The sequence below is a fragment of the Pirellulimonas nuda genome (genome assembly GCF_007750855.1).
In the GTDB taxonomy this organism is placed as follows: domain Bacteria; phylum Planctomycetota; class Planctomycetia; order Pirellulales; family Lacipirellulaceae; genus Pirellulimonas; species Pirellulimonas nuda.
The window spans coordinates 4,011,161-4,033,926 of the sequence record NZ_CP036291.1 but is presented as its reverse complement, the minus strand read 5'-3'; the positions used below and the strand labels follow the sequence as shown (position 1 = coordinate 4,033,926).

At 65.7% G+C, this 22,766-nt stretch carries 16 protein-coding genes; 7 read left to right on the top strand and 9 right to left on the bottom strand.

The window, feature by feature from the left end; genetic code table 11:
• Positions 1 to 48 precede the first annotated feature (48 nt).
• The 6 genes from Pla175_RS15665 to Pla175_RS15640 form a co-directional block, all read right to left on the bottom strand.
• On the bottom strand, positions 49 to 501 hold the full coding sequence (locus Pla175_RS15665) for a hypothetical protein (RefSeq protein ID WP_145286959.1): 453 nt from the start codon (positions 499 to 501) through the stop codon (positions 49 to 51).
• A 185-nt stretch (positions 502 to 686) separates the two neighbouring features.
• On the bottom strand, positions 687 to 3,152 hold the full coding sequence (locus Pla175_RS15660) for a hypothetical protein (protein WP_145286957.1): 2,466 nt from the start codon (positions 3,150 to 3,152) through the stop codon (positions 687 to 689).
• A gap of 210 nt (positions 3,153 to 3,362) precedes the next feature.
• The gene (locus tag Pla175_RS15655; protein ID WP_145286955.1) at positions 3,363 to 4,718 is read right to left on the bottom strand and encodes a Gfo/Idh/MocA family protein; all 1,356 of its coding nucleotides are present in this window, start codon (positions 4,716 to 4,718) and stop codon (positions 3,363 to 3,365) included.
• Between the two features lie 310 nt (positions 4,719 to 5,028).
• Positions 5,029 to 6,792, bottom strand: coding sequence for a PEP-CTERM sorting domain-containing protein (locus Pla175_RS15650; RefSeq protein WP_197526887.1), 1,764 nt, complete (start codon positions 6,790 to 6,792; stop codon positions 5,029 to 5,031).
• A gap of 103 nt (positions 6,793 to 6,895) precedes the next feature.
• The gene (locus Pla175_RS15645) at positions 6,896 to 7,324 is read right to left on the bottom strand and encodes a carboxypeptidase-like regulatory domain-containing protein (protein WP_145286951.1); all 429 of its coding nucleotides are present in this window, start codon (positions 7,322 to 7,324) and stop codon (positions 6,896 to 6,898) included.
• 116 nt (positions 7,325 to 7,440) lie between these two features.
• On the bottom strand, positions 7,441 to 8,394 hold the full coding sequence (locus Pla175_RS15640) for a DUF1559 domain-containing protein (RefSeq protein ID WP_197526886.1): 954 nt from the start codon (positions 8,392 to 8,394) through the stop codon (positions 7,441 to 7,443).
• A 654-nt stretch (positions 8,395 to 9,048) separates the two neighbouring features.
• Here Pla175_RS15640 and Pla175_RS15635 point away from each other — a divergent pair.
• The 7 genes from Pla175_RS15635 to Pla175_RS15605 all read left to right on the top strand — a co-directional run bounded on the left by Pla175_RS15635 (position 9,049) and on the right by Pla175_RS15605 (position 18,985).
• Positions 9,049 to 9,972, top strand: coding sequence for a PEP-CTERM sorting domain-containing protein (locus Pla175_RS15635; RefSeq protein WP_197526885.1), 924 nt, complete (start codon positions 9,049 to 9,051; stop codon positions 9,970 to 9,972).
• 203 nt (positions 9,973 to 10,175) lie between these two features.
• Positions 10,176 to 12,314, top strand: a complete 2,139-nt coding sequence (locus Pla175_RS15630) for a hypothetical protein (RefSeq protein WP_197526884.1) — start codon at positions 10,176 to 10,178, stop codon at positions 12,312 to 12,314.
• A gap of 24 nt (positions 12,315 to 12,338) precedes the next feature.
• A complete protein-coding gene (locus tag Pla175_RS15625) occupies positions 12,339 to 13,424 on the top strand; it encodes a glycoside hydrolase family protein (protein ID WP_145286948.1) in 1,086 nt (361 codons plus the stop codon).
• A 428-nt stretch (positions 13,425 to 13,852) separates the two neighbouring features.
• Positions 13,853 to 14,875: a hypothetical protein gene (locus Pla175_RS15620; protein ID WP_145286947.1), complete on the top strand. Its 1,023-nt coding sequence runs from the start codon at positions 13,853 to 13,855 to the stop codon at positions 14,873 to 14,875.
• Between the two features lie 46 nt (positions 14,876 to 14,921).
• Positions 14,922 to 15,914, top strand: a complete 993-nt coding sequence (locus Pla175_RS15615; protein ID WP_197526883.1) for a PEP-CTERM sorting domain-containing protein — start codon at positions 14,922 to 14,924, stop codon at positions 15,912 to 15,914.
• Positions 15,915 to 15,973: 59 nt separating this feature from the next.
• A complete protein-coding gene (locus tag Pla175_RS15610) occupies positions 15,974 to 17,929 on the top strand; it encodes a hypothetical protein (RefSeq protein ID WP_145286942.1) in 1,956 nt (651 codons plus the stop codon).
• A 39-nt stretch (positions 17,930 to 17,968) separates the two neighbouring features.
• Positions 17,969 to 18,985 (top strand): DUF1559 family PulG-like putative transporter, encoded by a 1,017-nt coding sequence (locus Pla175_RS15605; RefSeq protein WP_145286938.1) that lies wholly within the window; start codon positions 17,969 to 17,971, stop codon positions 18,983 to 18,985.
• 20 nt (positions 18,986 to 19,005) lie between these two features.
• Here Pla175_RS15605 and Pla175_RS15600 read toward each other — a convergent pair whose 3' ends face one another.
• From Pla175_RS15600 to Pla175_RS15590, 3 genes are all read right to left on the bottom strand, one after another.
• Positions 19,006 to 19,251 (bottom strand): hypothetical protein, encoded by a 246-nt coding sequence (locus tag Pla175_RS15600; protein ID WP_145286935.1) that lies wholly within the window; start codon positions 19,249 to 19,251, stop codon positions 19,006 to 19,008.
• Positions 19,252 to 19,261: 10 nt separating this feature from the next.
• On the bottom strand, positions 19,262 to 20,779 hold the full coding sequence (locus Pla175_RS15595; RefSeq protein WP_197526882.1) for a YeiH family protein: 1,518 nt from the start codon (positions 20,777 to 20,779) through the stop codon (positions 19,262 to 19,264).
• Positions 20,780 to 21,384: 605 nt separating this feature from the next.
• Entirely contained in the window at positions 21,385 to 22,752 is a 1,368-nt protein-coding gene (locus Pla175_RS15590) for a DUF1501 domain-containing protein (RefSeq protein WP_145292122.1), read from the bottom strand.
• Positions 22,753 to 22,766 lie beyond the last annotated feature (14 nt).

Sequence of the window (22,766 nt, the reverse complement as noted above, 5' to 3'; positions counted from 1 at the left end):
CACGAGGTCGATCTGCATGCCTGTGCGTCGCGGAACTAGAGCACCTTGTCAGTGGCGTTGGGGGAGTGGGCGAGGTTGCCCCAGCCGATGCCGATCACGAGTGCGGCCGTCGGCGCCTGCCACGCCGCACGGAACGTCGCGTCGAGGGTGAACGCGCTGTCGAACAACACCGCCACCTAAGCCAATAGCGAGCACGACGCGGGCCGGGATCGGCGACCAGTTGGCGGCGTCTTCGTCGTCCAGCAGCCAGCCCGAGAGGTCGACGCTGGCGTTGCCGGCCAGGGACGCCTCGCCGGTGGCGCCCAGCACCGTCGCAAACGCTGCCTGGCCCTCGGCGTCGTTGGGGCCGTTGAGGGTGTTCCAGGAAGCGATCCGCACGACCGACAGCATGGCCCGTTCTTCGAGCTGTTCGAACGCCCCGCGGCGGATCGTTCCCTTGGGGCAAGCGGCGCCATGCCGGGCGAGCGGGCCGCTAGTGCGGGCCCAAACAGGGAGCCTCATCGCTTGGTACCATCCGTGCGTGCGTAGTGGCTCCTCCTCTGATGGCCGAGAGAGACGTTGCGTTATCCTATCGGGCCCCTCCGAGGCCGCATGGCATTAGGCGACGCAGCGTCTTGTCGCATGCGCCTCGCGGCGCCAGTCGCCGGACCGAAGTCGCGCTTCTACGGCCGCGCTGCCATGCGCCGTTAACGCGCGCGCCGCCCCCTGCTGAGCGACAGGCCTGCGGTGCACCCGAGCGCTACTCCCATCATCAGAAGGATGCCGGCCGAGGGCTCGGGCACCGGGGTGTTCGCGGCGCTGCCTTGGCCGCTGCCCGCGGGTAGGCCAAAATTTGCTTTCCACGTGTCGTACTGTGCTTGTCCGATGGCGCTGCTATTGGGGTCGTTCTGCAGCGTGCCGGCGGGGGCGCCCAGGTTGTCCCGCCACACGGCGTAGTCGGCCGCGTCGACGGCGCCGTCGTTGTTGTAGTCGCCGGCGAGCAGCGGGGCGGCGGCCGCGACGCTCAGGACGCCGTGGCTCTCCAGCAGTGAAACGTCCCAGGCGAGCGACGCCGGGAGCGAAGGCAGCAGGAGCGACTGGAACGCGCCCGACTTGGCGCCCACCCAGTCCAGCAGGTCGAACACAGCTCCCTCGCTCGGAGTGTAGCCCTCCAAGAGGACAACCTCCAACGCGCCATCGGTCGAGACGGCGCCCTCGACGAGCAAGTGGTCGAAGACCGACTCCGAGGAGAGCTCCATCAGCAATCGGCCGCCGGCGGTTTGGGTGTAGTCGCCATCCACCATCAAGATGCCGGGCGAGTCGCCGGGCGACACCAGCCCTCCGTTGACGAGGTCGCCGATAAGCTCGCCTTCGCCGGTCAGTTCTCCGCTGGCGCCGATCTCGGTGACCGGCGCCACCAGCATCCCGCCGGGAGTGAGCGTGAGGCGTCCCACCCCGGAGGACGATCCGACCTCGATCCGCTGGTCTACCATCAGCCAACCCGCCGTGATGCTTAGCGACGCGTTGTCGGACGAATCGGGGGCGATCAGCAGGGCGCCGGCGTGCTGTCCTACCGAGTCGACCACGACGGCGCCGCTATGGATGACGGCGGCGTCGAAACGTGACGGCTGCCAGTTGCTGCCGTCGGTGACGCCCCCGTCGTCCGTCCTCCAGTTCATGATGTCGGCGTAGCGGCCGCTCGCGGCGCCGTCGAACACAATCGGCGTGGGGGCCGGGAACTCGCCCTTCTCGTTGATGAACTCGAGCAGATTGATATACCCGTCGTTGTCGAAGTCGAGGTTCCAATCGCTTGCTAGGTTCGGGTTGAGGCCGTGGGCGGTCTCCCACGCGTCGGGCATGGCGTCGCCGTCGGTGTCGTAACCGGCGGGGTGATTCACTTGAGGGGCGGCCAGCAACGCGCTCAATTCGCCCGCGTTGGGCCCCGACGCGCCGATCGGCGGGCCGGTGAAGTTGACGAGGTTGCCGATGACGCGGGAATCGATCGCGTCGCGGTTCCACCACCAGTTGCCCACGTAGTCGCGGACCTGCGCGTACGCGTCGGGCGCCGACTGGGTGGCTACGGCCGGCGTGTCAAACGGCGACGCCATCTGTGTGAAGGTCTGATCGGTGGGGTTGTTGACAGTGAACATGCCCCAGCCGGTGTCGGCGCCGTCCAGCACGCCGTCGGCCGGGGCGCCCCCTGGGGCCTCGTCGGGGTCGATGAAGTTGCCCGACTGGAAGACGCGGGTGTCGACGTTCTTGTCGACCGAGTACGCGATGTTGCCGGCCGCCTGCGTGCCCGGCCCGGCCACGATGTAGTTGCCGACATAGTTCACGTCGGTTTGCTCTTGATCGTCCTCGGAGCTGCCGCCAGTGTAGCTGGCGCGATCGCGGAAGTTGTACACCACGTTGTTGCGGAAGTCTGCCGTGAGGGTTTCGCCGTTGTACGTGCCGAATCGCGCCTGACGGCTTGCGTTGTTGGCGTACAGGTTGTGGTGGAAAGTCACTTCGGAGCTGATCCGCGGGCGTATCAGCGACCCGTAGGCGTGGCCGCTGACCAGCGCGTCGTTGATCATTGAGTACTGGACGGTGACGTTGGTGTTGTTGTTGGCGACGGACAAGACCTCGTCTTCCGACCAAGACGCAGAGACGTGGTCGAGGATCAGGTTGGTTCCCAGCCCTCCGCCGGCAAAGGTGATGGTGTCGCTGCCGTCTGCGTCGCCCTTACGGAACGAAAGGTACCGCAGCACGACGTTGCGGTTCTCCTTGCCGCCGCTGTGGGTCAACTGGACCGTGTTCCCGTAGATCGTCACCGGACCGGGAGCTGTCTGCCCCGCGATGTAGTAGTTCGAGAGGTTCTTGATGTCGACGTTGGCGCCGATGTTGATCGTCCCCGCGACATCGAACACGATGATCTTGTTCGCGCTGTTCTGCGTGAAGGCGCCGCGGAACGAGCCGGCGCCGTCGTCGTTCAGGTTGGTGACGTGGTAGACGGTGGCGTTGGAGAGCCAGCCCGCCGCGGGGGCGACTCCGGAAAAGGCGCCGCCGTAGCCTTCCGCGCCGGGAAAGAACGGCAGCTGCGCCTGCGCGGAGGCCCCACCCAGCGACAGACCGCACAGCAACGCCGCGCACCCAGCAACCAGGCGACCGCTGTCGCGCGCGGTCCGAACCACGCGCCGTGGCCCGAAAAATCCTCCCACGGCGGGCCCCCTGCGGGTGGGTGCAGAGTTAGGGCCGGTGTGCCGCACGTCGTGTTGGGTCGGATCGACGCAATTCATCCCGCTACTCACGTTGTTGGAAGAAGATTCGTTGACGCGTCTACCGCGACGATGGCGTCGCCCAGATTGCTAAGAGCAGATCGGAGGCCAACCAGTTGAACGTGACTAGCGCTCCGGAGCCGAAGCGAGTGTGGCGAGGTCGGTCGCGACGATGGGGTGGGCAGGGGGGACGCCGTTGCCGCTCCAGTGCGGGCCTCCGGCTTTCGACACTGCGGCAGAGGGCGCAATCCGCAACACGCGGCCGTCGGCGCCGTATTCAATGGCGAAGCGACGGCCCCCGTCGTCCAGGCTCCGGCGCCCCGCGTCCAGCACCGCGGTCACTTGGGCCGTGTCGTGGATGGTCGCTAGGCGGCCGTTGAAGTCCTCGGTTGTCTCTTTGCCCTCACGGATGAGGTGGACCGCGTCTACAAACGCCTCGATGCTGCGATACCCGTACCCCGACTGTCCGGCGAATCGGCCGTGTGCGTCGGGCGCATACTTCATGAAGAGGGGGTTCGGCGAGGAGTAGCCGGCGCCGTCGGTCGCCAGGGCGTAGCCGCGGTGAGCCTGATCGATGTTGAGCTCCCCCTTCTGCCCCATGTAGAAAAAGCGCTGTTGCGAGTGCACGTCGCTCTGAGGCGCAATCCAAGACGACGTGTAGAGCGCTGTCGCCCGGGACCCGTCCCCAAAGTTTTCCCACTCCACGCAGAGGGTGATGGTGTCCTCGGTGCCGATCCCCTGCGACGCAGCGACGCCGGTCGAAGCGATCGCGGCGACCGACGTCGGTCGCGCGCAGTGCTCCACGACCCAGTTATTGAAGTCGACGTGATGGGCGTTCAGATAGAAGCTGATGTCGCTCGACTTGCCCGCCCAGGCGCGAAAGGTGCCGAGCTGGCTCTTCGGTTGACTCATGTAAGAGCTGAAGAAGCTGAACCGGCCTAGCTCGCGAATCCGGTCGCGGGCGTCGGCGTAGATGGGGTCCCAGCGCTTGTGCACCTCCATAGCGACCAGCACATCGCTGCGTTTCGCGGCGATGGCGAGCTGTAGGTGCTCCTTCAGGTTCTTGACGATCGGCTTCGCGACGAGCACGTGCATGCCGCGCTCAACGGCTTCTCTGGCGATCTCGAAGTGGGTGTCGTCCGGCGTGAATACGGTAACGATGTCTCCGGGGTTCAACCCGTCTAGCGCCGCCTTGTAGGCGCTCGGGTTTGCTTGGACGTCGCAAGCAGGGAAGCCCTGGAACTCGACGGCGAGGTCGCGGTACGCATCTCCGACCACGCTCTGCAGGTGCCGACGGATGGCGGGGAACTTCGTGCCGTTGCACCCAGCCATGCTCAGGCGTCCAAGCCTCCCCCGTTGCCGCAGATGAAAGCAGGTGAGCGCGACGACGCCAGCCGATTTATCGGACCCGCTTGCTCCGTTGCGCGTGAAGCCGGTGGTGTATTCACCGGTCCCGATCATCAGAAGGCTTGGAAGTGTCATAGCGGGTCGGCCGTTCGTTCGACGATCGTCGTGATCCGTGCTCAATCAAGGGCAGCGCCTCCCGGAGTCGGGACACGCATTTGTCAGTTTTCGCGGGCGTGATTTCGGGGCGGCGCCAACGCGGTTGGCGGGGGTGTAGATCGCTTGGCGTTGAGCGAGGCAGGATGGTTGGCCGCTAGGCCAAGTCGCTCGGTGGTCGTGGGTTGTGCCGCAGACGCCTTGGAGCCGCCGGGCTTCACACACGGCCCTCCCGCTGCCCCACGGGTGAGCCGCGTGTGTCGCCGCCAAACGCAACACGCAGTCGCTTGGGTCACACGCGCCGACGGGCCCCCCACAGCAGGCCGGCGAGGCACAGCAGCGCGGCGGAGCTTGGCTCCGGAACCTGCGACGCGGCAAACGCGCCGCCCAACGGGAAGTACGTGTCGAACAGCGTCAGGTCGAGGCTGTCGACCACCTCGTCTGCGTTCAGGTCGAACAGGTTCTGGGCCGTGGCGATCGCGATGCTTGGCGGAGCGGCGATGGCGCCGAGCAGGAGGTTGCGGTCCTCGACCCCCAACGATCCGTTGCCGGAGAGGTCGCCCGGCGTGCCGACGATGTTCAGGTTGCTCAGGGTCACCGCGTCGATCACCACGGCGTCGTCGGACGAATCAAAGTAGTTGATCGTCCACTGGTACTGGGCCCCGGCGTAGTCGGTACGCACCGTGCCGCCGTCCCAGAGCCCACCGTGCGGTAGCGTGGTCGTTCCGCTCGAGTTGGGTCCCGCACGGTCGGGATCAAAGAATCGGCCTTCTTCGATCTCGACGGTGTTCTGCGGGTCGTTGTCCGCGTCGATGCCGGACGAGAGCCGGTCGGCCTGGAACAGCACGATCTCGTCTCCCGATCCAACGACGCCGCTGCCGGCCGTGGTTGGCTCGGACAGCTTGATCCGTAGGAAGGCGTAGCCGAACTCGCGGTTCCCATCGATGTCTTCGGAGGCGCCGAGCTGCAGGTTGTCTGCGACGACAATGCTCGAAGCGCCATTGGCGTCGAGCACGAACTCGGTGACGAACTTGCCCAGGTTGATCTGCGTGACGCCGTTGGGGTTGTCGGAATCGACGTCGTTGTCGTGGTCCCACAGCCCCAGGCGGCTGTCGATGTGGAAGTCGTCTACGTTGACCGTGGCGCCCGAGCCGCGGACTCGGAAGATTGCGCCGGGGGTCGTGCGGACGCCGCCGCCGCTATCGCGGTCGCCGATGCGGACCCTGCCGGCGAGGTTCAGCTCGGCAGAGCCGCTGATCTCATAGAGGGCGCCCGCCGAATCGGACTTGTCCCGTGAGAAATCCAGGTTGGAGGAGCCTGCCGGGACGTCCGTGTCGTACTTCAGGCTTCCCGACTTCTGCAGAAGAATGCCCCACGCGGCGGTTTCCGTGGTTCCGCCCGACGTGGTGCCAAGCGGGTTGAAGTTGTCGCGGCCGATCCGCGCGGCGCGTGTCCCCGGATCGTTGGCGACCTCGCCGGTAGTGGTGTTGCGTTCCTTGGCGGTCAGGGTCACGCTGTTGTTGAGCACCCAGGTAAACTTCTCATTCGTGTCGACCGAGTTGGACTCTCCGCCAAACGCGAACGTCCCCATCTTCAGGCTGCCGTTCTCGCCGGTGCGTTCGTCCGTCGACACCAGCGTGGCGTCCTGGCCCACACCGGCGGCGAACCAGATGCTGTCCGGGCCTGGGGGCGCGGTCTCCGGGCCGACGGTCGGCGCGGTTGTGTACGTTCTGGGGTTCCAGTTGGCCGCGTCCTCAAAGGCGAAGGAGCTGCCGCTACCGCCGGTGCTCCCGAAGCCAGTCTTCCACAGGTCGTAGTGGGCCTGTCCGATCGGCGTTCCCAGACCGTTGTCGTTCGGCAGGGGGGTCGCGCTCCCAAGCCGGTCGCGCCAGAACGTGTAGTCGGCCGCGTCGACGACGCCGTCGCCGTTGTAGTCGCCGTTTGCGGCCGAGCTTGGGACCCCCTTGAAGCTAACTTCGGCCGCGGCCGGCGCCACGAGTGCGGCTAGCGCCATCCCGGCCAGCAACGCGTGGTAGATGGAGTATCGAAGGCTCATGAAAGGTCTCCCAAGGATGAAAGAGGATGAGGTAAACGTGATTGATGAGTGAGTGGTTGATGAGTGAAAAGGGGGGGCGCCGACAACGCGTCGCCGACGCATGTCAGCGCTTCTTGGTGTCGGCCGGTGGTTCGAGTTCCAAGTCGTAAGTCATCGCTGAACGAACGACTAACGTCAGCTCCGACGTGTTCGGGCTGGCGTACTTGGCGTGGATGGAACGGGCGCGGGGCGAGTCCCAGCTTCCGAGGTCCTCGCTGACTGCGACGCCGTACTCCCCTGGTGGGATGCCGTCTCCTTTGCGCATGCCCCCGAGGGAGAACTTGCCTTCTTTGTCCGTCACTCCGTTGGCGGAGGCGCCGGTCGCCGCCGAGCGGAGGATGACGCGGGCCCCAACGACGGGGGCGCCGTCGGTTCGTTGCGCCTTGCCAGAAACTTCGACCCGCCCCGACCCGCCGCAGCCAGCGACGCCGCACAGCAACAAGATTCCAAGCAGCCGAGCACCGTTGGTTTGCAGCAGGGCCATCGCTTTCATGGTTCAGTGAGAGGAGGAACGTGATGGGCTTCGGCGTGTGGGGCGACCAACGTTGTGGCCGCCACGATCTTGGCGGTTTGGTTCGACGGACAGGTGACGCGGCAGAAGGAGGGGGGCTAGAACGGGTTGACGATTACCGGAGCGCACGATCCCGATGCGGGTTGGTCGAGCACGTACAGGTCTTCTCCGGCCCGTGTGACCATCCGGTCGACGACAGCCGGGTCGATGTCTAGGCTCACGGTTTGAACGCTGGCGTCGACCATGGTGAACAGCACGACGCCGGGGTGTGGGCCCCCAAACCCGTGCTCGTCTGGCCCTTGGGAGAAGGGCGCCAGCTCGCCGGCGCGAATTCCGGGCTCGACATCGCCCCCGAACGCGTGCTTCGACTCGGCGGTCTTCTTGCTCGCGTGGCCAACCATGAGCGTCTTAGACGTCCCGTCGACAACCTTCTTAAGCGACGTGCGCGACCAGAAGTCTTGGATCGTGCGGGGGTAATTGCCGTTGTTGCGCTTGAAATCTCCGGGAACAATCGCGCCGTCCGCCCGCTTCGCGTTCTCGTTCGAGCTGGAAGTGAGGCTAACGCACGTAGAGATCGAGGCAGGCGCGTAGTCGGTCAGGGCGCCGTCGTACTCGGCCTCGGAGTGGGAGTGCGTGTCGCCCGGCGTCACCTTGACGGTAAGGCTCTCGTGCTCTTGCGAGGGGCAAACGAGCCCCGGAAGCGTCATCAGCCGCACCTGCAGAGGCAGGTCGTAGAAATCTCCCGCCTTGAAATCCCACAGGTCGTACAGGGGCTGTTCTTCCATGGAGGGAAGGATCAGCCACGCCCAGGTAGCCAGACCGTCGTTGATGCGCGAGGGGGGAAGTTCTTTCCTTGTGTCGTGATATCCGTGCGTAGCCAGGCCGAGCTGCTTCATCTGGTTGAGGCACTGCGCCCTTCGTGCCGCCTCGCGGGCAGACTGCACAGCGGGCAGCAGCAAGGCGACCAGGATCCCGATGATGGCGATGACTACCAGCAGCTCGACGAGTGTGAACGCCGAGGCGCGTCGTGACTTCGTTGCGACTCTCGCCATAATCAATTCCTTGGTTTCGTGACCGCCGACGCGGGGGTCGGCTCCTCTAATCACCATGTTTGTGCTGCCCGCACACGCCTCGCGCGATTCGGCGAGGTGCAGGCGAAGCCGGTTCGGGTCGAGAGACGGTTTGGCAGCCGCCGCGTTCTCCGGAAGGCGATTGCGCCTTCGGATCGGAAGCTCGCGGGTTGCCACGATCGATCTAACTACGACGGAAGAGCAACACGCGTGATTAGTGACAAGTATGGGCGAACGCCTCTTTCAGCAATGCTAAACGTAACGCGAACTCCTCCCAAGTAGCTTTCCTTGCAAAGCAGTGCTCGAATCACGCAGGCTGCTTGCCCCCTTCGCTTTGTGACGAGTTCGCCGCAGCAACGCATCGGAGAACCACAGGGCCGGCGTGACGAGAAGCGGTTCGAGCACGCGTGCGTCTGATCGCGAGATGACGGTCGCTATTCTCTCGTTCGAATCGGTCCAGCGAAGGCGCACAGGCAAATGATCCCCTGGTTGCGAGATCTGGACCCTGCATTGCAAGGAAGTTCGTATTCATGCTGCCGGGGGCGGGTTAACCTGAGCAAGCTGCCTCGTTGTGTGTCGGTGTTTTGGACAGAACGCCGACCTTGTCTTTCTCTTCTTATCTTGGGAGGTGTACTTGTGATTCGACGATCCCTCGTGTTTTCGGGCGTTATCGCGCTAATGCCGGCGATTTCGTCGGCCGCCGTCATTCTGGACGACACGTTTGCAGACGGCAGCCGCGGCGAGACCAGCCTGCCCAACGAGTCTGCCGTTTGGGCGTCGCACGCCGGCGGCGTGACCATGGGCGCCGGATCGCTGGCTTTCAATCAGACCACTTCGAGCGGCAGTCAGAAGCTGTGGACCCACTTCGCGGCGGACGGAGCCGAGATCGAGCTGGCCGTGGGCGACCAGTTGATCGCGACGATCGATTTCACACCGCGCGTCGCGCTCTACGACAACAGCTCCACCAGCTTCCGGTTCGGTCTGTTCAATGACCCGACCGATCCACAGGTGGCGTCGGACACCAACAGCGACGGCGGCGGCAGCGGCGCCCCCTGGACCGATTCCACCGGCTACGCGGTGCAGATCGCGCTTACCACCGGCGCCACGGCCTCCAACAACGCGTCCGTCGGCAAGCGCACCGACCAAGCCAACAGCAGCCTGCTGGGCAGCAGCGGGGCCTACACGTCGACCAGCGGCGGCGCGCAGATTGTCAATGTATTGGACACGCAGTACACGATGACCCTCGCACTAACCCGCAGCGCCGCCGACGTGATGGACGTCGCGTTCTCAATCGCCGACGCGGGGGGCGTGATCTCCACGCACTCCATCACGGACGACCCCAACGGCGTCGCGGCTTTCGGCACGGGTCCGATCGCGACCAAGTTCGAGCAACTGTTCTTTCGCTTCTCGAACAACACCACCACGGCCGATGTGATTGACTTTGGCCGGTTCAAGATCGAGCACGTCCAGGGTCAAGCGGTCCCCGAGCCCGCCTCGTTGGCGCTGCTTGGCTTGTGTGGTGCGGCGGCGGTCGCCGTGCGACGCCGCAAGTCGATGTAGAGCACGTCGGTTTCGAACTCCACCGTCAACAAACGGCGGCGTCACACTTCGCTGTGGCGCCGCCGTGTGTGTTCTCCGAGTCGATAGACGCCTCGGGTCGTGTCCGCCCCCGGCCGCATAGCTTCCGCTATATTCGCCAACAAGCCTCTCTCGCACGCGGCGTCGCCAGCGCCGGTAATGTACCCGCAACCGCTGCTTGTCCTATGCGTCCGCGAATACTCGTTCTGCTAGCCGTCGTCAGCGCTTTCCACGGCCTAGCAGCGGCGGCCGATGCCGAACCCCCTTCGATCGACCGGCGCCGGCTGGTAGAGCGTCACGATCCTAGACTCGACGCGTACGCTCCGGAGTGTCCGTTGTCGGTCGGCAACGGAGAGTTTGCGTTCACGTTCGACATCACCGGCCTGCAGACCTTCCCCGGCGAACGGCCCGGCGACCTGCCGCTAGGGACGATGGCGCAGTGGAGCTGGCACGCGTTTCCGGACGCCGACCGGTACCGGTACGCACAGACGCTGCGAGACTACCCGGTCGACGGACGTTTCGTGAGCTACGCCACCGACATGGAGAGCGACGCGGCCAAGGCGCTGCGCGCCAATCCGCACCGCTTTAACCTGGCGCGTATCGGACTGCGTCTGCTGGACGAGCAGGGGGCTTGTTTGCAGGACGCGGCGAAGCTCGAGCAGGCAACGCAAAGGCAGTCGCTTTGGTCGGGCGAGGCGACCAGCAAGTTCCAGTTTGAAGGCAAGACGGTGCGAGTGCAGACGCTCGCGCACCCTTCGCTGGAGGCCGTAGCGTTCTCGGTAGCGTCGCCGCTGGTCGGCGCGCAACGCGCCGCCATCGAGATCAGATTTGCGTACCCAGCGGGAGTGTGGGGCCCAACGGTCGACGATTGGTCGGCGCCCGAGACTCACCGCACTGAGCTGCAGTTGCGCGACGGCGTTGTGCGCGTGCTCCGTGAGATGGACTCAACCCGCTACGCGGTTGACATCCATACCAACGGGTCGTGCCGACTGGCGGACGCGCCGCACACGATCGTTGTCGAGGGAGCGAGTGGGTCAGGCGAGCCGCTGGAGTGCGTAGTGAGTTTCGTGGCGGATGCGACCCAGCCGCCATCGGCGCCCGACTTTGCCGCGGTGCGGAGGGAAGCTAGGGGGCACTGGCAGAAGTTCTGGACCAACGGCGGGGCGATGGACCTATCCGCCAGCAGTGACCCGCGGTGGCGTGAGCTCGAGCGACGGATCGTGTTGTCGCAGTACCTCACGGCCATCCACTGCGCGGGCTCGATGCCGCCGCAGGAAACGGGGCTGGCGTGCAATAGCTGGTTCGGGAAGGCCCACCTCGAGATGCACTGGTGGCACGCGGCGCACTTCGCTCTGTGGGGGCGTTTCGAGCTGCTTGAGCGCAGCCTGGGATGGTACCAGCAGATCCTCCCCGCGGCCCGCGCCATCGCGGCGCGACAGTCGTACAAGGGGGTGCGGTGGCCGAAGATGACGGGCCCCGACGGGGTGAGCAGCCCCAGCGAGGTAGGCGAACTGCTGATCTGGCAGCAGCCCCACCCCATCTACTTCGCCGAGCTCGCGTATCGTCGCAAGCCGACGCGGCAGACACTGGAGCAGTACCGACAGATCGTCGCCGAGACCGCCGAATTCATGGCCGACTACGCCCGCTACGACGGCCTTGGAAAGCGGTACGTGCTGGGGCCAGTGCTGATTCCCGCGCAGGAATGCTACGACGGCCGCGGCCAGTCGGGCGTGCTTAACCCCACCTTCGAGCTAGCCTACTGGCGTTGGGCCCTGCGAACGGCCAACGCCTGGCAGGAGCGGCTCGGGGAGCCGATCAACCAACGATGGTCCGATGTGGCCGAAGGGATCGCACCGCCAAACGTGCGCGACGGCGTTTACACGGCGATCGAGAACGCCCCGTTCACGCTGCGTCACGATCATCCTTCGATGCTGGCCGCGCTGGGGGTGCTTCCGGATGTGGGGCTGATCGATCCGAGGATCATGCGGCGCACCCTGAAGGACGTGGACGCGCAGTGGCAGTGGCCCCAGACCTGGGGGTGGGACTACCCCATGATGGCGATGACCGCGGCGCGCACCGGGCAGCGCGGCGCGGCGATCGACTCACTGCTGCGCGACACTCCCAAGAACCACTACCTCGCGAACGGGCATTGCCGCCAGGCAGATCGGCTGCCTATCTACCTGCCTGCAAACGGCGGTCTGCTCGCAGCGGCGGCGATGATGGCCGCCGGCTGGGACGGCAGCGAGCCGCTCGGACACGCGCCCGGCTTCCCGAACGACGGGTCTTGGGTGGTTCGCCACGAAGGCCTACAGCGCATGCCTTGAACCTTCGCCATACAGGAGCCACGCATGGAACGTAGAGACTTCTTAAGCACCGCGGCGGCGCTGCCTCTTGCGCTGTGGGCGTCGCCCGTGTGCCTGGCCGAGTCCGCGGCCGACTCCATCCCCGAAGAGGCGATCTCCGACTTTTGCCGACGCCTGCGACCCGTCGGGCGGGTCCTCGAGGAGGAGGGCTACTTCGTGTGGTGCAACGCCCCCATCGCGGACGACGACGGCAGGATCCATGTGTTCTACTCGCGTTGGCCGGCGAGCAAGGGGATGGGGGGGTGGATCACGTGCTGCGAGATCGCCCACGCCGTGGCCGATGCGCCCGAGGGACCCTATCGGACCCTCGATGTCGCGCTCACGCCGCGCGGCCCTGGCTACTGGGACGCTACGACCTGCCATAACCCTCATGTGAAGCGGGTGGGAGATGACTATTGCCTGTTTTATATGGGCAACTCGAACGGCAAGACGGACACCAAACGGATCGGCCTGGCGACCGCCCCGACGCTCGCCGGCCCGTGGACGCGTTCCGACAGCCCCCTGCTAGAGCCGGGCCCCGATGGCGCCTGGGACGATCATTGCACCACCAACCCCTCTTACATCCAGCATCCCAGCGGTGAGAGCTGGCTCTACTACAAGTCGTGGAACACGGCCGACTACCTCCGCGACAGCCCCCCCGTGCGAGGCAACCGCAAGTACGGGTTGGCCACCGCGCCCGACCTGCACGGGCCCTATGCCCGCCATCCGGCAAACCCAATGGTCGATTTTTCCGGCCGCGGCGCGAACCGTCAGTGCGAAGACGCGTTCATCTGGCGCGAGGCGGGCGTCTACAAGATGATCGCCCGAGACATGGGGGTCTTCAATCACGACGTGGGGCTCTACCTCGAGTCGCCCGACGGGGTCCAATGGTCGGAACCCAGAGTCGCGTTCTACGGGTTGTCGCACTACGTGAGCCAGCCGCCGGCGCCCAGAAATCTCAAGCGCTACGGCCGCCTGGAACGCCCCCAGTTGCTCTTCCAGCACGGGCGCCCCACGCATCTTTTTGGCGCTTCGCAAGGGGGCCGGTTCGGAACCGCTTCTGGCTTCGTGTTCGAGATCGCAAAGAGATAGGCGGCGCTGCGATGCGCTGGCCCCGTCAGCGCGTCGCGTGCGCCTGCGCATTGATTGAAACTGCGCAACGCGCCGTTGCGGGCCTTTCTGCTCGCAACGTAGGGCCCGTCGGTCTTGCAATCACGGGGCGTGCAACTTGGTGCGGTGCAAATATCGTCCTGTCGATTGCGGTCTAAGGGGCGCGCAGATTTTTGCGTGCAGCTATATTGCGAATCGACGTGGCGTTGCCGGTAGCAACGCCTACGAGATTGTCGAAGGACCTACTCCTCGCCCCTCGGTTCCGAACGGTTTAGGCCTGCACTTCGTACGCGGCGGGTCCGGCCTGTAGCCCCTATTCAGTCGCTTGCGTCGGCCATCTTCGCATTGGGCCGGCGCGTCGCTTCCCGTCACTCTGCAGCGGTCCGCTGCCACAACCAAGAGCCCTCTCGATGAAAGCATCTGCACACACGAGTTCTCGGACGCTGCCCGTCTGCCTGCTTGTCGCGACCGCCGCACTGGCCCTTTCAACCAACGGGGCAGACGCTCAGATCTTCCTGACCAACACGGACGACGCGAACACATCGAACGACACGTCGCGCGGGCCGACGACGACCAACGACCGCAGCGATTTCAACGAGATCCGCAACTTTTTCGACGGCGGAACGACCACCAGGAAGAAGATCGGGTACTACAAGTTCGACATCTCGGGGATCAACCCGATCCTGTTCCCGTTCGCAACGCTATCGACGCAGATGCCCAACGGTCGAGACAGCGCCGGGGTGGTCAGCGTCTACGGATTGAACGACGCAGTCACCAACACCGACAACGTGCCCGACGGCACCTACGGCGAGGCGGACTGGACCGAGAGTACGCTCTCCTACTCCAGGGGGCTGGGCGTTGACACCTCGGTGGCGACGACCGACGGGTACAACCTGGGGATCGATCCAAACGAAACCACGCTGCTGGGCGTCATCAACCACCCCGCGAAAGGCCCCGACCTCACCTCGAACACGACCGACCTGCCGCTCGGAGCGTTCCTCGCCGCGGACACCAACGGCTTTGTGACGTTCATGCTGGCCGGCGCCGCAACCGGCTCGCCCGAGTGGCGGACCACGGCCCGAGAGAACTCGGCCGAAGACACGTTGCGGCTGGTCTTCAACGTCAAGACGGGCGACACCAACCTCAACGGCACGGTCGACCTCGACGACCTCACCCCGATCCGCACGAACTACCGCAACACGGGGCTCTCGTACACCGACGGCGATCTGAACTCCGACAATATCGTCGACCTAGCCGACTTCCGTCTGTGGAAGACGGGCCTGCTGGCCGAGGGAGGGTCCCTTGCAGGGATCGACCTCAGCTTTGCAACGGCGGTCCCGGAACCGTCGACCGCCTGCCTGGCCGCTGTGGCGGGACTGTTCTTTTGCCAACGCGGCTTCCGACGGCGTGTAGGGCTCACTAGTTGCAATTGATAGAGCGCCGGACGCCAGTATGAAAACTTCTAACGAGGATCAAGTTATGACCATCAAGAGACTCATGTCGCCCAGCAACTGGAAACGCGGCGTGAACGCCTGCGCCGCGTTGTTGGTCACCGGGTGTGTGGCCCAGGCCGCGGTCACGTTTACCGCCGACCCCGCCGTGCTGCCGCTGCCCACCGAAGCAGACGTCTACACGTTCAATCCCTACGTCGACGCCGCCAGCAACGGCGGCGCCGGCGTCGCGGTCACCACGGAGCAGGGTCAACGCAACCTGCGCCAGACCTTCAAGTTGGGCCAGGACATCAACGTTGGGCAGATCATCTTTTCCCTGGTGGGCGGGCAACAGAGCGCAGGCCTCCAGTTGCGGATCTACGAGGTCGACGACGTGCTCAGCAACTGGAACCCCGGCGCCCTGGTGCACCAATCGATCTTTGAGTCCACCGTGGTCGACTCCACGAACTGGCTGCAGATCGACTTCACCGAGGGCAACATCTTCAGCCTCCCCGCCAGGAACGCCGGCACGACCGGCTACGGGATCGAGTTCAGCGAGAACTCCGGCGTCCTGGGCAACAGCGTGGGTGAGCTGCGGTACAACACCGACGCAACGGACTACTACGCCGACGGCCGCTACCTCTTCGCCGACGGCTCCGCCCCGTCGGTGCGCGACATTGGGCTGATCATCGTCGGCACCGACGAGTTGCCCCCGCTTCTAGGAGACGTCGACGGCATTAACGGCGTCGACCTGACAGACCTGCAGATCATCGCGGACCACTTCCGGCAGCCGGTCACCATGCGTAGCCAGGGCGACCTGACCAGCGACTTCTTTGTCGACTTCCGCGACTTCGACCAGTGGAAGAAGAACTACACGGGGCCCACCGAGGGCATCGACTTCGGCTTCTTGTCGGCGCCCGTTCCCGAACCCGGTTCGGCGACGCTCGCCATGATCGGGTTGGCCGCCGCGTCGGTGGCGGCCCGACGGCGCCGCCGCTCGGCCTCCGTGGAAGTGGCCACGTCTCAAGCGTCTGAACGGTAACGTCAGACGCTCCGCACGGCTTCAATACCCAACCCAACCAGAATAAGACGGCAGTTTCGATGGCAATCAGAACCTACTTAAATATCTCTGCCCGGATTCGATCCATACTGCTCGTGGCGGGTAGCGGCGTCGTTGTGCTGCTGGGCCTCGGCTCGAACGCGTGGGGGCAGACGGACTACTACTTCCGCGATCCGGGATCGAACATCTCGCCCCTCCCGGCGCCCGCGGGTCCCGACGGCGACTGGAACATCGACGACAACTGGTGGGACGGACCGGGGGGCCTGAACCTCAACTTTATCCCCGACTTCAGCCAGGGCGCCGGCGAGCGCGCCATCATCGAGAACGGCGGAACCGCCTTCGTCAATGCCGACAACGGGATCTCTCCGGGGCGGATCATCCTCGGGTCGGCCGGCGGCACCTCGGGCCGGCTAGAGGTTCAAAGCGGCGGCGTGCTTAACGTGATGCAGGGCTCGTCAACCAACGGCGGGATCACGGTCGGCAGCACCAGCGGCGTGGGCATGGTCGACGTGCTGCCGGGGGGCACGCTCGCCGCCACCGGCCCGATCGCCCAGGGCAACAACTCCGCCAATCGCATCACGGTCGGCGCCGCCAGCGGAGCCGCCGCCACGCTCACCGGCGATTCCGCCACCATCCGCTCGCGGCTCCAGATCTTTCCCAACGCGGCCGTCTCAACTACCGGCACGGTCACCTTCACCGGCTCTAGCAACTACGAGGTCGAGATCACCGGGGTCGGCTCGTCCGGCAAGTTCTCGGCCGGGTCCTCGGCCACGCTTGGGGGCAACCTCACACTGAATTTCGACGGCTTCTCCCCCTCGGCCGGCAGTTCGTGGACCTTCCTCGAAGCCACCACCTTCCTGGGCAATTTTGCTTCGGTCACCAGCAACAACGCAAACTTGGCGTTTAACGAAGCGATCATTGTCTCCCAAGCCCCGATCGGCGGCGGACGCGTGGCGATGAACGCCTCCGTCTCCGAGGTGCTCGTCCTGCAGGTCGACCGCAACACCGGCGCGGTCGCAATGACGCACCCCGGCAGCACCGCGATCCAGTTGGACGGCTACTTCATCGGATCCAACGGCGGGCTGCTCAGCGCCAACCCGGCCGCTTGGACCAGCCTTAAGGAAGGGGGGCAGCTCGGGTCGGATTGGATCGAGCAGGCGCAGACTGTCAACAACATCGGCGAGCTAAAGATCGGCGCCGACGCCAATTTCGGCAGCGCCATCCCGCTCGGCAACGTTTACAACGCCCTCGGGGGCGCGTTCGGCAGCGACGCCGATGACCTGCAGTTCCGCTACCGGCGGGCCTCGGACGGCGCTGAGATCCCCGGCATCGTGCAGTACACCGGCACCAAGGTGAACAACCTGCTCCTGCAGGTCGACCCCACCGGCGCCGGCGACGCTTACCTCCGCAATACGTCGGCAACCACGGTCCAGATCGACGCCTACGAAATTCTTTCTGCCGGCGGCTCGCTCTCAACCAGCGGCTGGAACAGCCTCGACGAGCAGAACGCCACGGACGACGTGTGGCTGGAGGTGCTCGACAACGGACCCAATCAACTCGCCGAAGTAGACACCGAGGGGTTCGTCACGCTCGCGCCCGGCGCCTCCTACAACCTGGGAGCGTTGTTCACCGGCGGCGTCAAGGACCTGCGGTTCAACTTCCTGATGATGGGGCAAGACGCCGCTACAACCGGCGCGGTGATCTACGAGGCCTTTACACCCTCGAGCACGCCGGGCGACTTCAACGAGGACGGATTTGTCGACGCCGCCGACTACACCACGTGGCGCGACAACCTGGGCGCCGCCAGCCTGCCGAACGACAACGGGCTCGGGGTGGTCGGCACGGACCACTACAACCTGTGGAAGTCGCAGTTCGGACAGCCGAGCGTGGCTGGAGCGGTTTCCGGCTCGGAAGTCCCGGAGCCCGCTGCCTGGACGCTGTGCGCGGCGGCGCTCTGCGTGCTTTTGCGGCGCCGTCCGGCGCGATCGGCGAGCTAATGACCAGCAAGTGGCCCGCTAAAAAAGGGAATGATCGAGATGAGTGCTAAGAGTAGAGGCAACGGTCGCGCCGATTGGGGTTTCACGCTGGTCGAACTGCTGGTCGTGATCGCGATCATCGGCATCCTGGTGGCGCTGCTGCTGCCGGCCGTTCAGGCGGCCCGCGAGGCTGCCCGCCGCTCGACCTGCCTGAACAACCTGCGGCAGATCGGGCTGGCGGTCCATATGCACCACGACACCGCGCTGGAGCTCCCGCCGAGCCGGATGTGGGACGGCGGGTTCACCTGGGCGGGCGTGGTGCTGCCCTACCTAGAGGAGGCCGCGATACGCGACCTGGCCGACTTCCAGAAGGATTTCAAGGACCAGGTAGCGGCCGTCCGCGAGACGCCGGTCACGCCCTACCTTTGTCCTTCGCGTAGCCACGACAGTCCGCTGAACTACCTCCGATCGGAGGTGATGGCAGAGGTAAAGACCCCCTCGGGGGGCGAGGTGAAAGGAGGAGGCACGACCCGCGGCATCCGCGGCGACTACGCATGCATTTCTAGCACGTTCCGCTCGGGAGACGGCGGATTCGACCACGTCTTCGACGGCGCGATCATCCTGCCCAAGAAGCGATCGGGCAACCGCTACGACTCGCGCACCACCCTAACCAAGATCACCGACGGCACGTCCAAGACCTTCATGGTAGGAGAGAACTCCTACTGGATGTCCGCGCGGGCCTCTATCTACGACGGCAACGACAACCCCGGCGCGATCCTCGGCCTGGGCTCGCTGGAGCGGGTCAAGGCGGCGCTGCCCGGCGGCGGACGCGGCGTCGATTTCAACAAGCGCGAGGGGGGGAGCATCGGCCAGTCGCCGTTCCAGTACCCCGGGACCGGGTGCGAATCCGGCACCTCCAGTTGCCACGTGTGGTTCGGCGGCGACCACCCCGGGGTCATCAACGTCACGCTCTGCGACGGCAGCAGCTTGGCGGTCGCAAAAGACACCGACCTGGCCGTCATCGAGAACTTCGTCACGCGCGCCGGCGGCGAGCTGACCAGCACCGACGACCTGTAACGCCCGGCCGCGGGCGCCGCTTAGCGTCGCGGCGGCCCGCCTCGTCGACGCACCTCTCGGCCTTCGTACCGATCGAGGATGGCGTCCATCGCGTCGAGCTCGGTGTAGTACATCGCGCTCGCGTCGACGCCGCGCCGCTCCAAGAACCGCAAGCGGTCGCGCACCGCGGGACGCGCCGAAAGCCACGGCAGCGCCACGCACCACAGCAGCAGCACGCCCAGCGCACAGGCCGCAAACGCTGCGAGCGAACGGGGGCGTGGCGTCATGGCGCGGCCGCTACTTGATGAAGTCTCGGAACAACACGCCGAACATCAGGTAGGCCATCGCCAGCGTCAGCACCAGGTTCAGCGACTGCCCGCAGAGGTAGAGCGCAAGCGGCTTGCCTCCGCGCAGGTAGGGGGTCAGCGCGCTGAACTTGGTCTCCAGTCCGATGCTGACGAACGCCAGGCAGAACAGCCACCCGCGGAGCGTAGCGGTCGACCCATCGATCATGGCGTCGACCAGCTCGGGGCCCCCCGCCATCAAGCTGTGCAACAGCGAGAACACGATCGACGCGGCGATGAAGCCCAGCACGAACCGCGGGAAGCGCCGCCAGACCTCGGAGATCCCCGGCCGCGTCCCCTCGGGGTTCTTCTCGACAAACGTCACCCAGTAGGTCGCGATGCCGAAGGCGGAGACGCCGATCAAGATGTTCTGGATCATCTTCACCGTGGCGGCCACCTCGAGCGCGCGGTCGCCCAGCATGGCGCCGGCCGCCGCCACCGCGCCGGTCGAGTCGATCGTGCCGCCGAGCCAGGCGCCCGCCACCGCCTCGTCCATCCCCACCGCCTCGATCACCAGCGGCATCACCACCATCATGAGCACGGTGAACGACAGCGACATGCCGATCGCCAGCGAGAGCTCTTCCTTCTTGGCCTTGCACGCCGCCGCGGCGGCGATCGCGGCCGAGACGCCGCAGACCGACATGTCTGCCGAGATCACCATGTTGAGCGAGCGCGACTCCATCTTCAGCACCTTCTGCCCGAACACGTAGGTGCTGATCAAGACGATGGGGGTCACGACCCAGGCGACAATGATCCCGGGGACCCCCAGCACCATCAGGCGCGACATCAGCACCTCGGCCCCCAGCAGCACCAGCCCCGTCTTGATATAGAACTCGGTGACGACCGCGGGACGAAACCACGCGGGGGCGCCCACGGTGTTCGAGATGATCAGCCCCACCATTAGCGCCCACAGCGCGTACTCCAGGTTGTAGGCCTTCACCAAGCTCTGCGAGGCGAGCGTGTAGCTGAGGGTCGCCAGCAGAAATACTGGCACGAATCCGGCCAGGAACCTCACGCCTGCTCGCCAGCCGTCGCGGAGGCCGGTGGCGGCCGAGAGCAGCGCCGCCAGCACCAGAAACGCCCCCAGCGTGCCGACCAGCGGCGCCCAGTCGCGCCCCCCTGCGTCGGTCGGCTTGGCGAAGGCGCCGGCCGGCGACTCGGTCCAACCCGCCGGCTTGCCGATCCAGCCCGCCAGCGGGCTTACGGCGTTCACCTCCGCGACCCCCGACCCACTCGTCTCAACGGTCGACCCCGCCAGCGCGGCCGCAAACGACACGGCCAGCACGACCGCGGCGCAAATAATCGCCAGCCAGTCGTCGGATAGACGGCCGCGCCGCGGCGCGTCGGCCGGGCTCAGGTCTGCATCGCCAGTGGGGTCGACGTGCACGTTGGTTCCTGGGTTCTCGGGGCAGGGGATGCAGACGCTACGGTGGGCCGCCGCCAATCTATGCACGTCGCGTGCTGGCAGCATTTCGTGCGCGTGAGTATAGCGGGTGATCGGCGGACGCTGTCCAGCCGCCGTCTGGCGCGCCAGCAGAACCGCACAGTCAGCGACGGAGCGTGGCATGGGCGCACCGCGCCAGCGGACTCCCCCGCAGCGACGCCAGTGCGCTTGCGCGGGAGGTGAACCCCGGGGCTCCAAGGCTGGCTCTCCAGCAGGGTGAACCCGAGCGCCCTTCAGCGACTTAACGCCGCCAATCCCCGTGCGATCCGCCTTCGCTGCTCGTGCGGCTATTCTCCTAGAACTCGCTCGCAAATAGCCACCGGCGCCGGGATAATCGAGCAGCAATCGGCTTCCCCCGGGGGAGGCTGAGCCGGGACCGGTGCGCGCGGACCGCGCCCTCGGTCCTGAGGCGCCCGAGGCGCATCATTTTGTCCCCGAGGTGTCCGATTGGAGGGGGGTAGTGTCCGCTGATCGGGCGGTTTTGTCCCGCCCGGAGGGCCCGGCAGACGCGGCCGTCGACGTAAGTCGTTACGCCACAGGGCCGGCCACCCTCGGTTACCCGCGAGCCGACGAAAAAAATGACGCCAGACACCGGACAAAAGGACAAAACCCGCGAAAGCCCCGCCGAGCGCTCACGCGAGAATGCCGTGCACGACATTCCCCTTCACGTCCGTGAGCCGCATGTCCCTTCCCCCAAAGCGGTAGGTGGAGCGGGTGTGGTCGACCCCGAGCAGATGCAGGATCGTGGCGTGCAGGTCGTGGATCTCGAGGCGGTTCTCGATGGCGCGGTAGCCCCACTCGTCCGTCGCCCCGAAGCTCGTCCCCGCCCGCACGCCTCCGCCGGCGAGCCAGACCGTGAAGCCTTCGGGGTTGTGGTCGCGTCCGTCGTCGCCCTGGGCGAAAGGGGTCCTGCCGAACTCGCCGGCCCAGACGACCAAGGTCTCGTCCAGCAGCCCGCGTTGTTTCAGATCGATGATCAGGCCAGCGATCGGCTGGTCGACCGCGGCCGCGTTCAGTTCGTGGCCCTGCTTGAGACTGCTGTGCTGGTCCCACCGATCGCTGGACGTCGATGGACACGTCAGCTCAACAAACCGAACGCCGCGCTCAACCAGGCGTCGCGCCAACAGGCATTCGGCTGCGTAGGTGCGGGTCGCTTCGTTGCGAGAATCGAGGCCGTACAAGCGGTGCGTCTCACGCGATTCCGAGTTCAGGTCGGCCAAGCTCGGCACAGCGCTCTGCATCCGGAACGCCAGTTCGTAGTTGCGGATAGCAGACTCGACCGCGTCGTTCTGGCGCACCGACGGGGGGGCAAGGTCGTCGAGCCCGCGTGCAAGCGAGAGCTTGCGCAACTGCTCGCTTGGATCGGGTTCGCGTGGGGTGATATTGACGACCGCGTGACCCGAGGGCTTCAAGATAGAGCCTTGAAAACTGGCCGGAAGGAATCCGCTGCCGAAGCAATCGATCCCGCCCGGCGGGATCAACCCGCCGTTGATCACCACGAATCCGGGCAGGTCCTGGCACTCGCTTCCCAGCCCATAGTTTAACCAAGCGCCCATGCTGGGGCGGCCCTGGAGGCCGCTGCCCGAATGCAAGAAATAATTGGCCGAGGTGTGTTCGGGGAACTCGGTGGCCATCGACCGGACCACGCAAAGTTCGTCAACAACGCCGGCGATGTGCGGAAACAACGCGCTCACCGGAGCGCCGGAGGCGCCATGCCGCTTAAATCGCCACGGGCTTGCCAGCACTTTGCCGTTGTTGTTGAACTGGGTGGGCGTCACCTTGAACAAGCTGGCGGGGTCCCTCCCGTTGTACTTGTCCAGCATCGGCTTTGGATCAAAGGTGTCAACCTGAGAGGGCCCGCCGTCCATGTAGAGGAAGATGACGCTCCGCACTCGGGGCTTGAAGTGGGGGCCGGACGCATCGGTCCCGGCGAAGCTGCGGTCGGCCAGCAAGGCCGCGAGCGACATAGCGCCAAAGCCGTTGGCGCAGCGCGTGAGCATCTCTCGACGAGACG

Excerpts from the sequence above, each read along its gene's own strand:
- Pla175_RS15665 (WP_145286959.1), bottom strand. The coding sequence starts at position 501 with ATGAGGCTCCCTGTTTGGGCCCGCACTAGCGGCCCGCTCGCCCGGCAT.
- Pla175_RS15630 (WP_197526884.1), top strand. The coding sequence starts at position 10,176 with ATGCGTCCGCGAATACTCGTTCTGCTAGCCGTCGTCAGCGCTTTCCAC.
- Pla175_RS15595 (WP_197526882.1), bottom strand. The coding sequence starts at position 20,779 with ATGCTGCCAGCACGCGACGTGCATAGATTGGCGGCGGCCCACCGTAGC.
- Pla175_RS15655 (WP_145286955.1), bottom strand. The coding sequence starts at position 4,718 with ATGACACTTCCAAGCCTTCTGATGATCGGGACCGGTGAATACACCACC.
- Pla175_RS15610 (WP_145286942.1), top strand. The coding sequence starts at position 15,974 with ATGGCAATCAGAACCTACTTAAATATCTCTGCCCGGATTCGATCCATA.
- Pla175_RS15650 (WP_197526887.1), bottom strand. The coding sequence starts at position 6,792 with ATGAGCCTTCGATACTCCATCTACCACGCGTTGCTGGCCGGGATGGCG.
- Pla175_RS15620 (WP_145286947.1), top strand. The coding sequence starts at position 13,853 with ATGAAAGCATCTGCACACACGAGTTCTCGGACGCTGCCCGTCTGCCTG.
- Pla175_RS15645 (WP_145286951.1), bottom strand. The coding sequence starts at position 7,324 with ATGAAAGCGATGGCCCTGCTGCAAACCAACGGTGCTCGGCTGCTTGGA.
- Pla175_RS15640 (WP_197526886.1), bottom strand. The coding sequence starts at position 8,394 with ATGGCGAGAGTCGCAACGAAGTCACGACGCGCCTCGGCGTTCACACTC.
- Pla175_RS15625 (WP_145286948.1), top strand. The coding sequence starts at position 12,339 with ATGGAACGTAGAGACTTCTTAAGCACCGCGGCGGCGCTGCCTCTTGCG.
- Pla175_RS15600 (WP_145286935.1), bottom strand. The coding sequence starts at position 19,251 with ATGACGCCACGCCCCCGTTCGCTCGCAGCGTTTGCGGCCTGTGCGCTG.
- Pla175_RS15590 (WP_145292122.1), bottom strand. The coding sequence starts at position 22,752 with ATGCTCACGCGCTGCGCCAACGGCTTTGGCGCTATGTCGCTCGCGGCC.
- Pla175_RS15605 (WP_145286938.1), top strand. The coding sequence starts at position 17,969 with ATGAGTGCTAAGAGTAGAGGCAACGGTCGCGCCGATTGGGGTTTCACG.
- Pla175_RS15615 (WP_197526883.1), top strand. The coding sequence starts at position 14,922 with ATGACCATCAAGAGACTCATGTCGCCCAGCAACTGGAAACGCGGCGTG.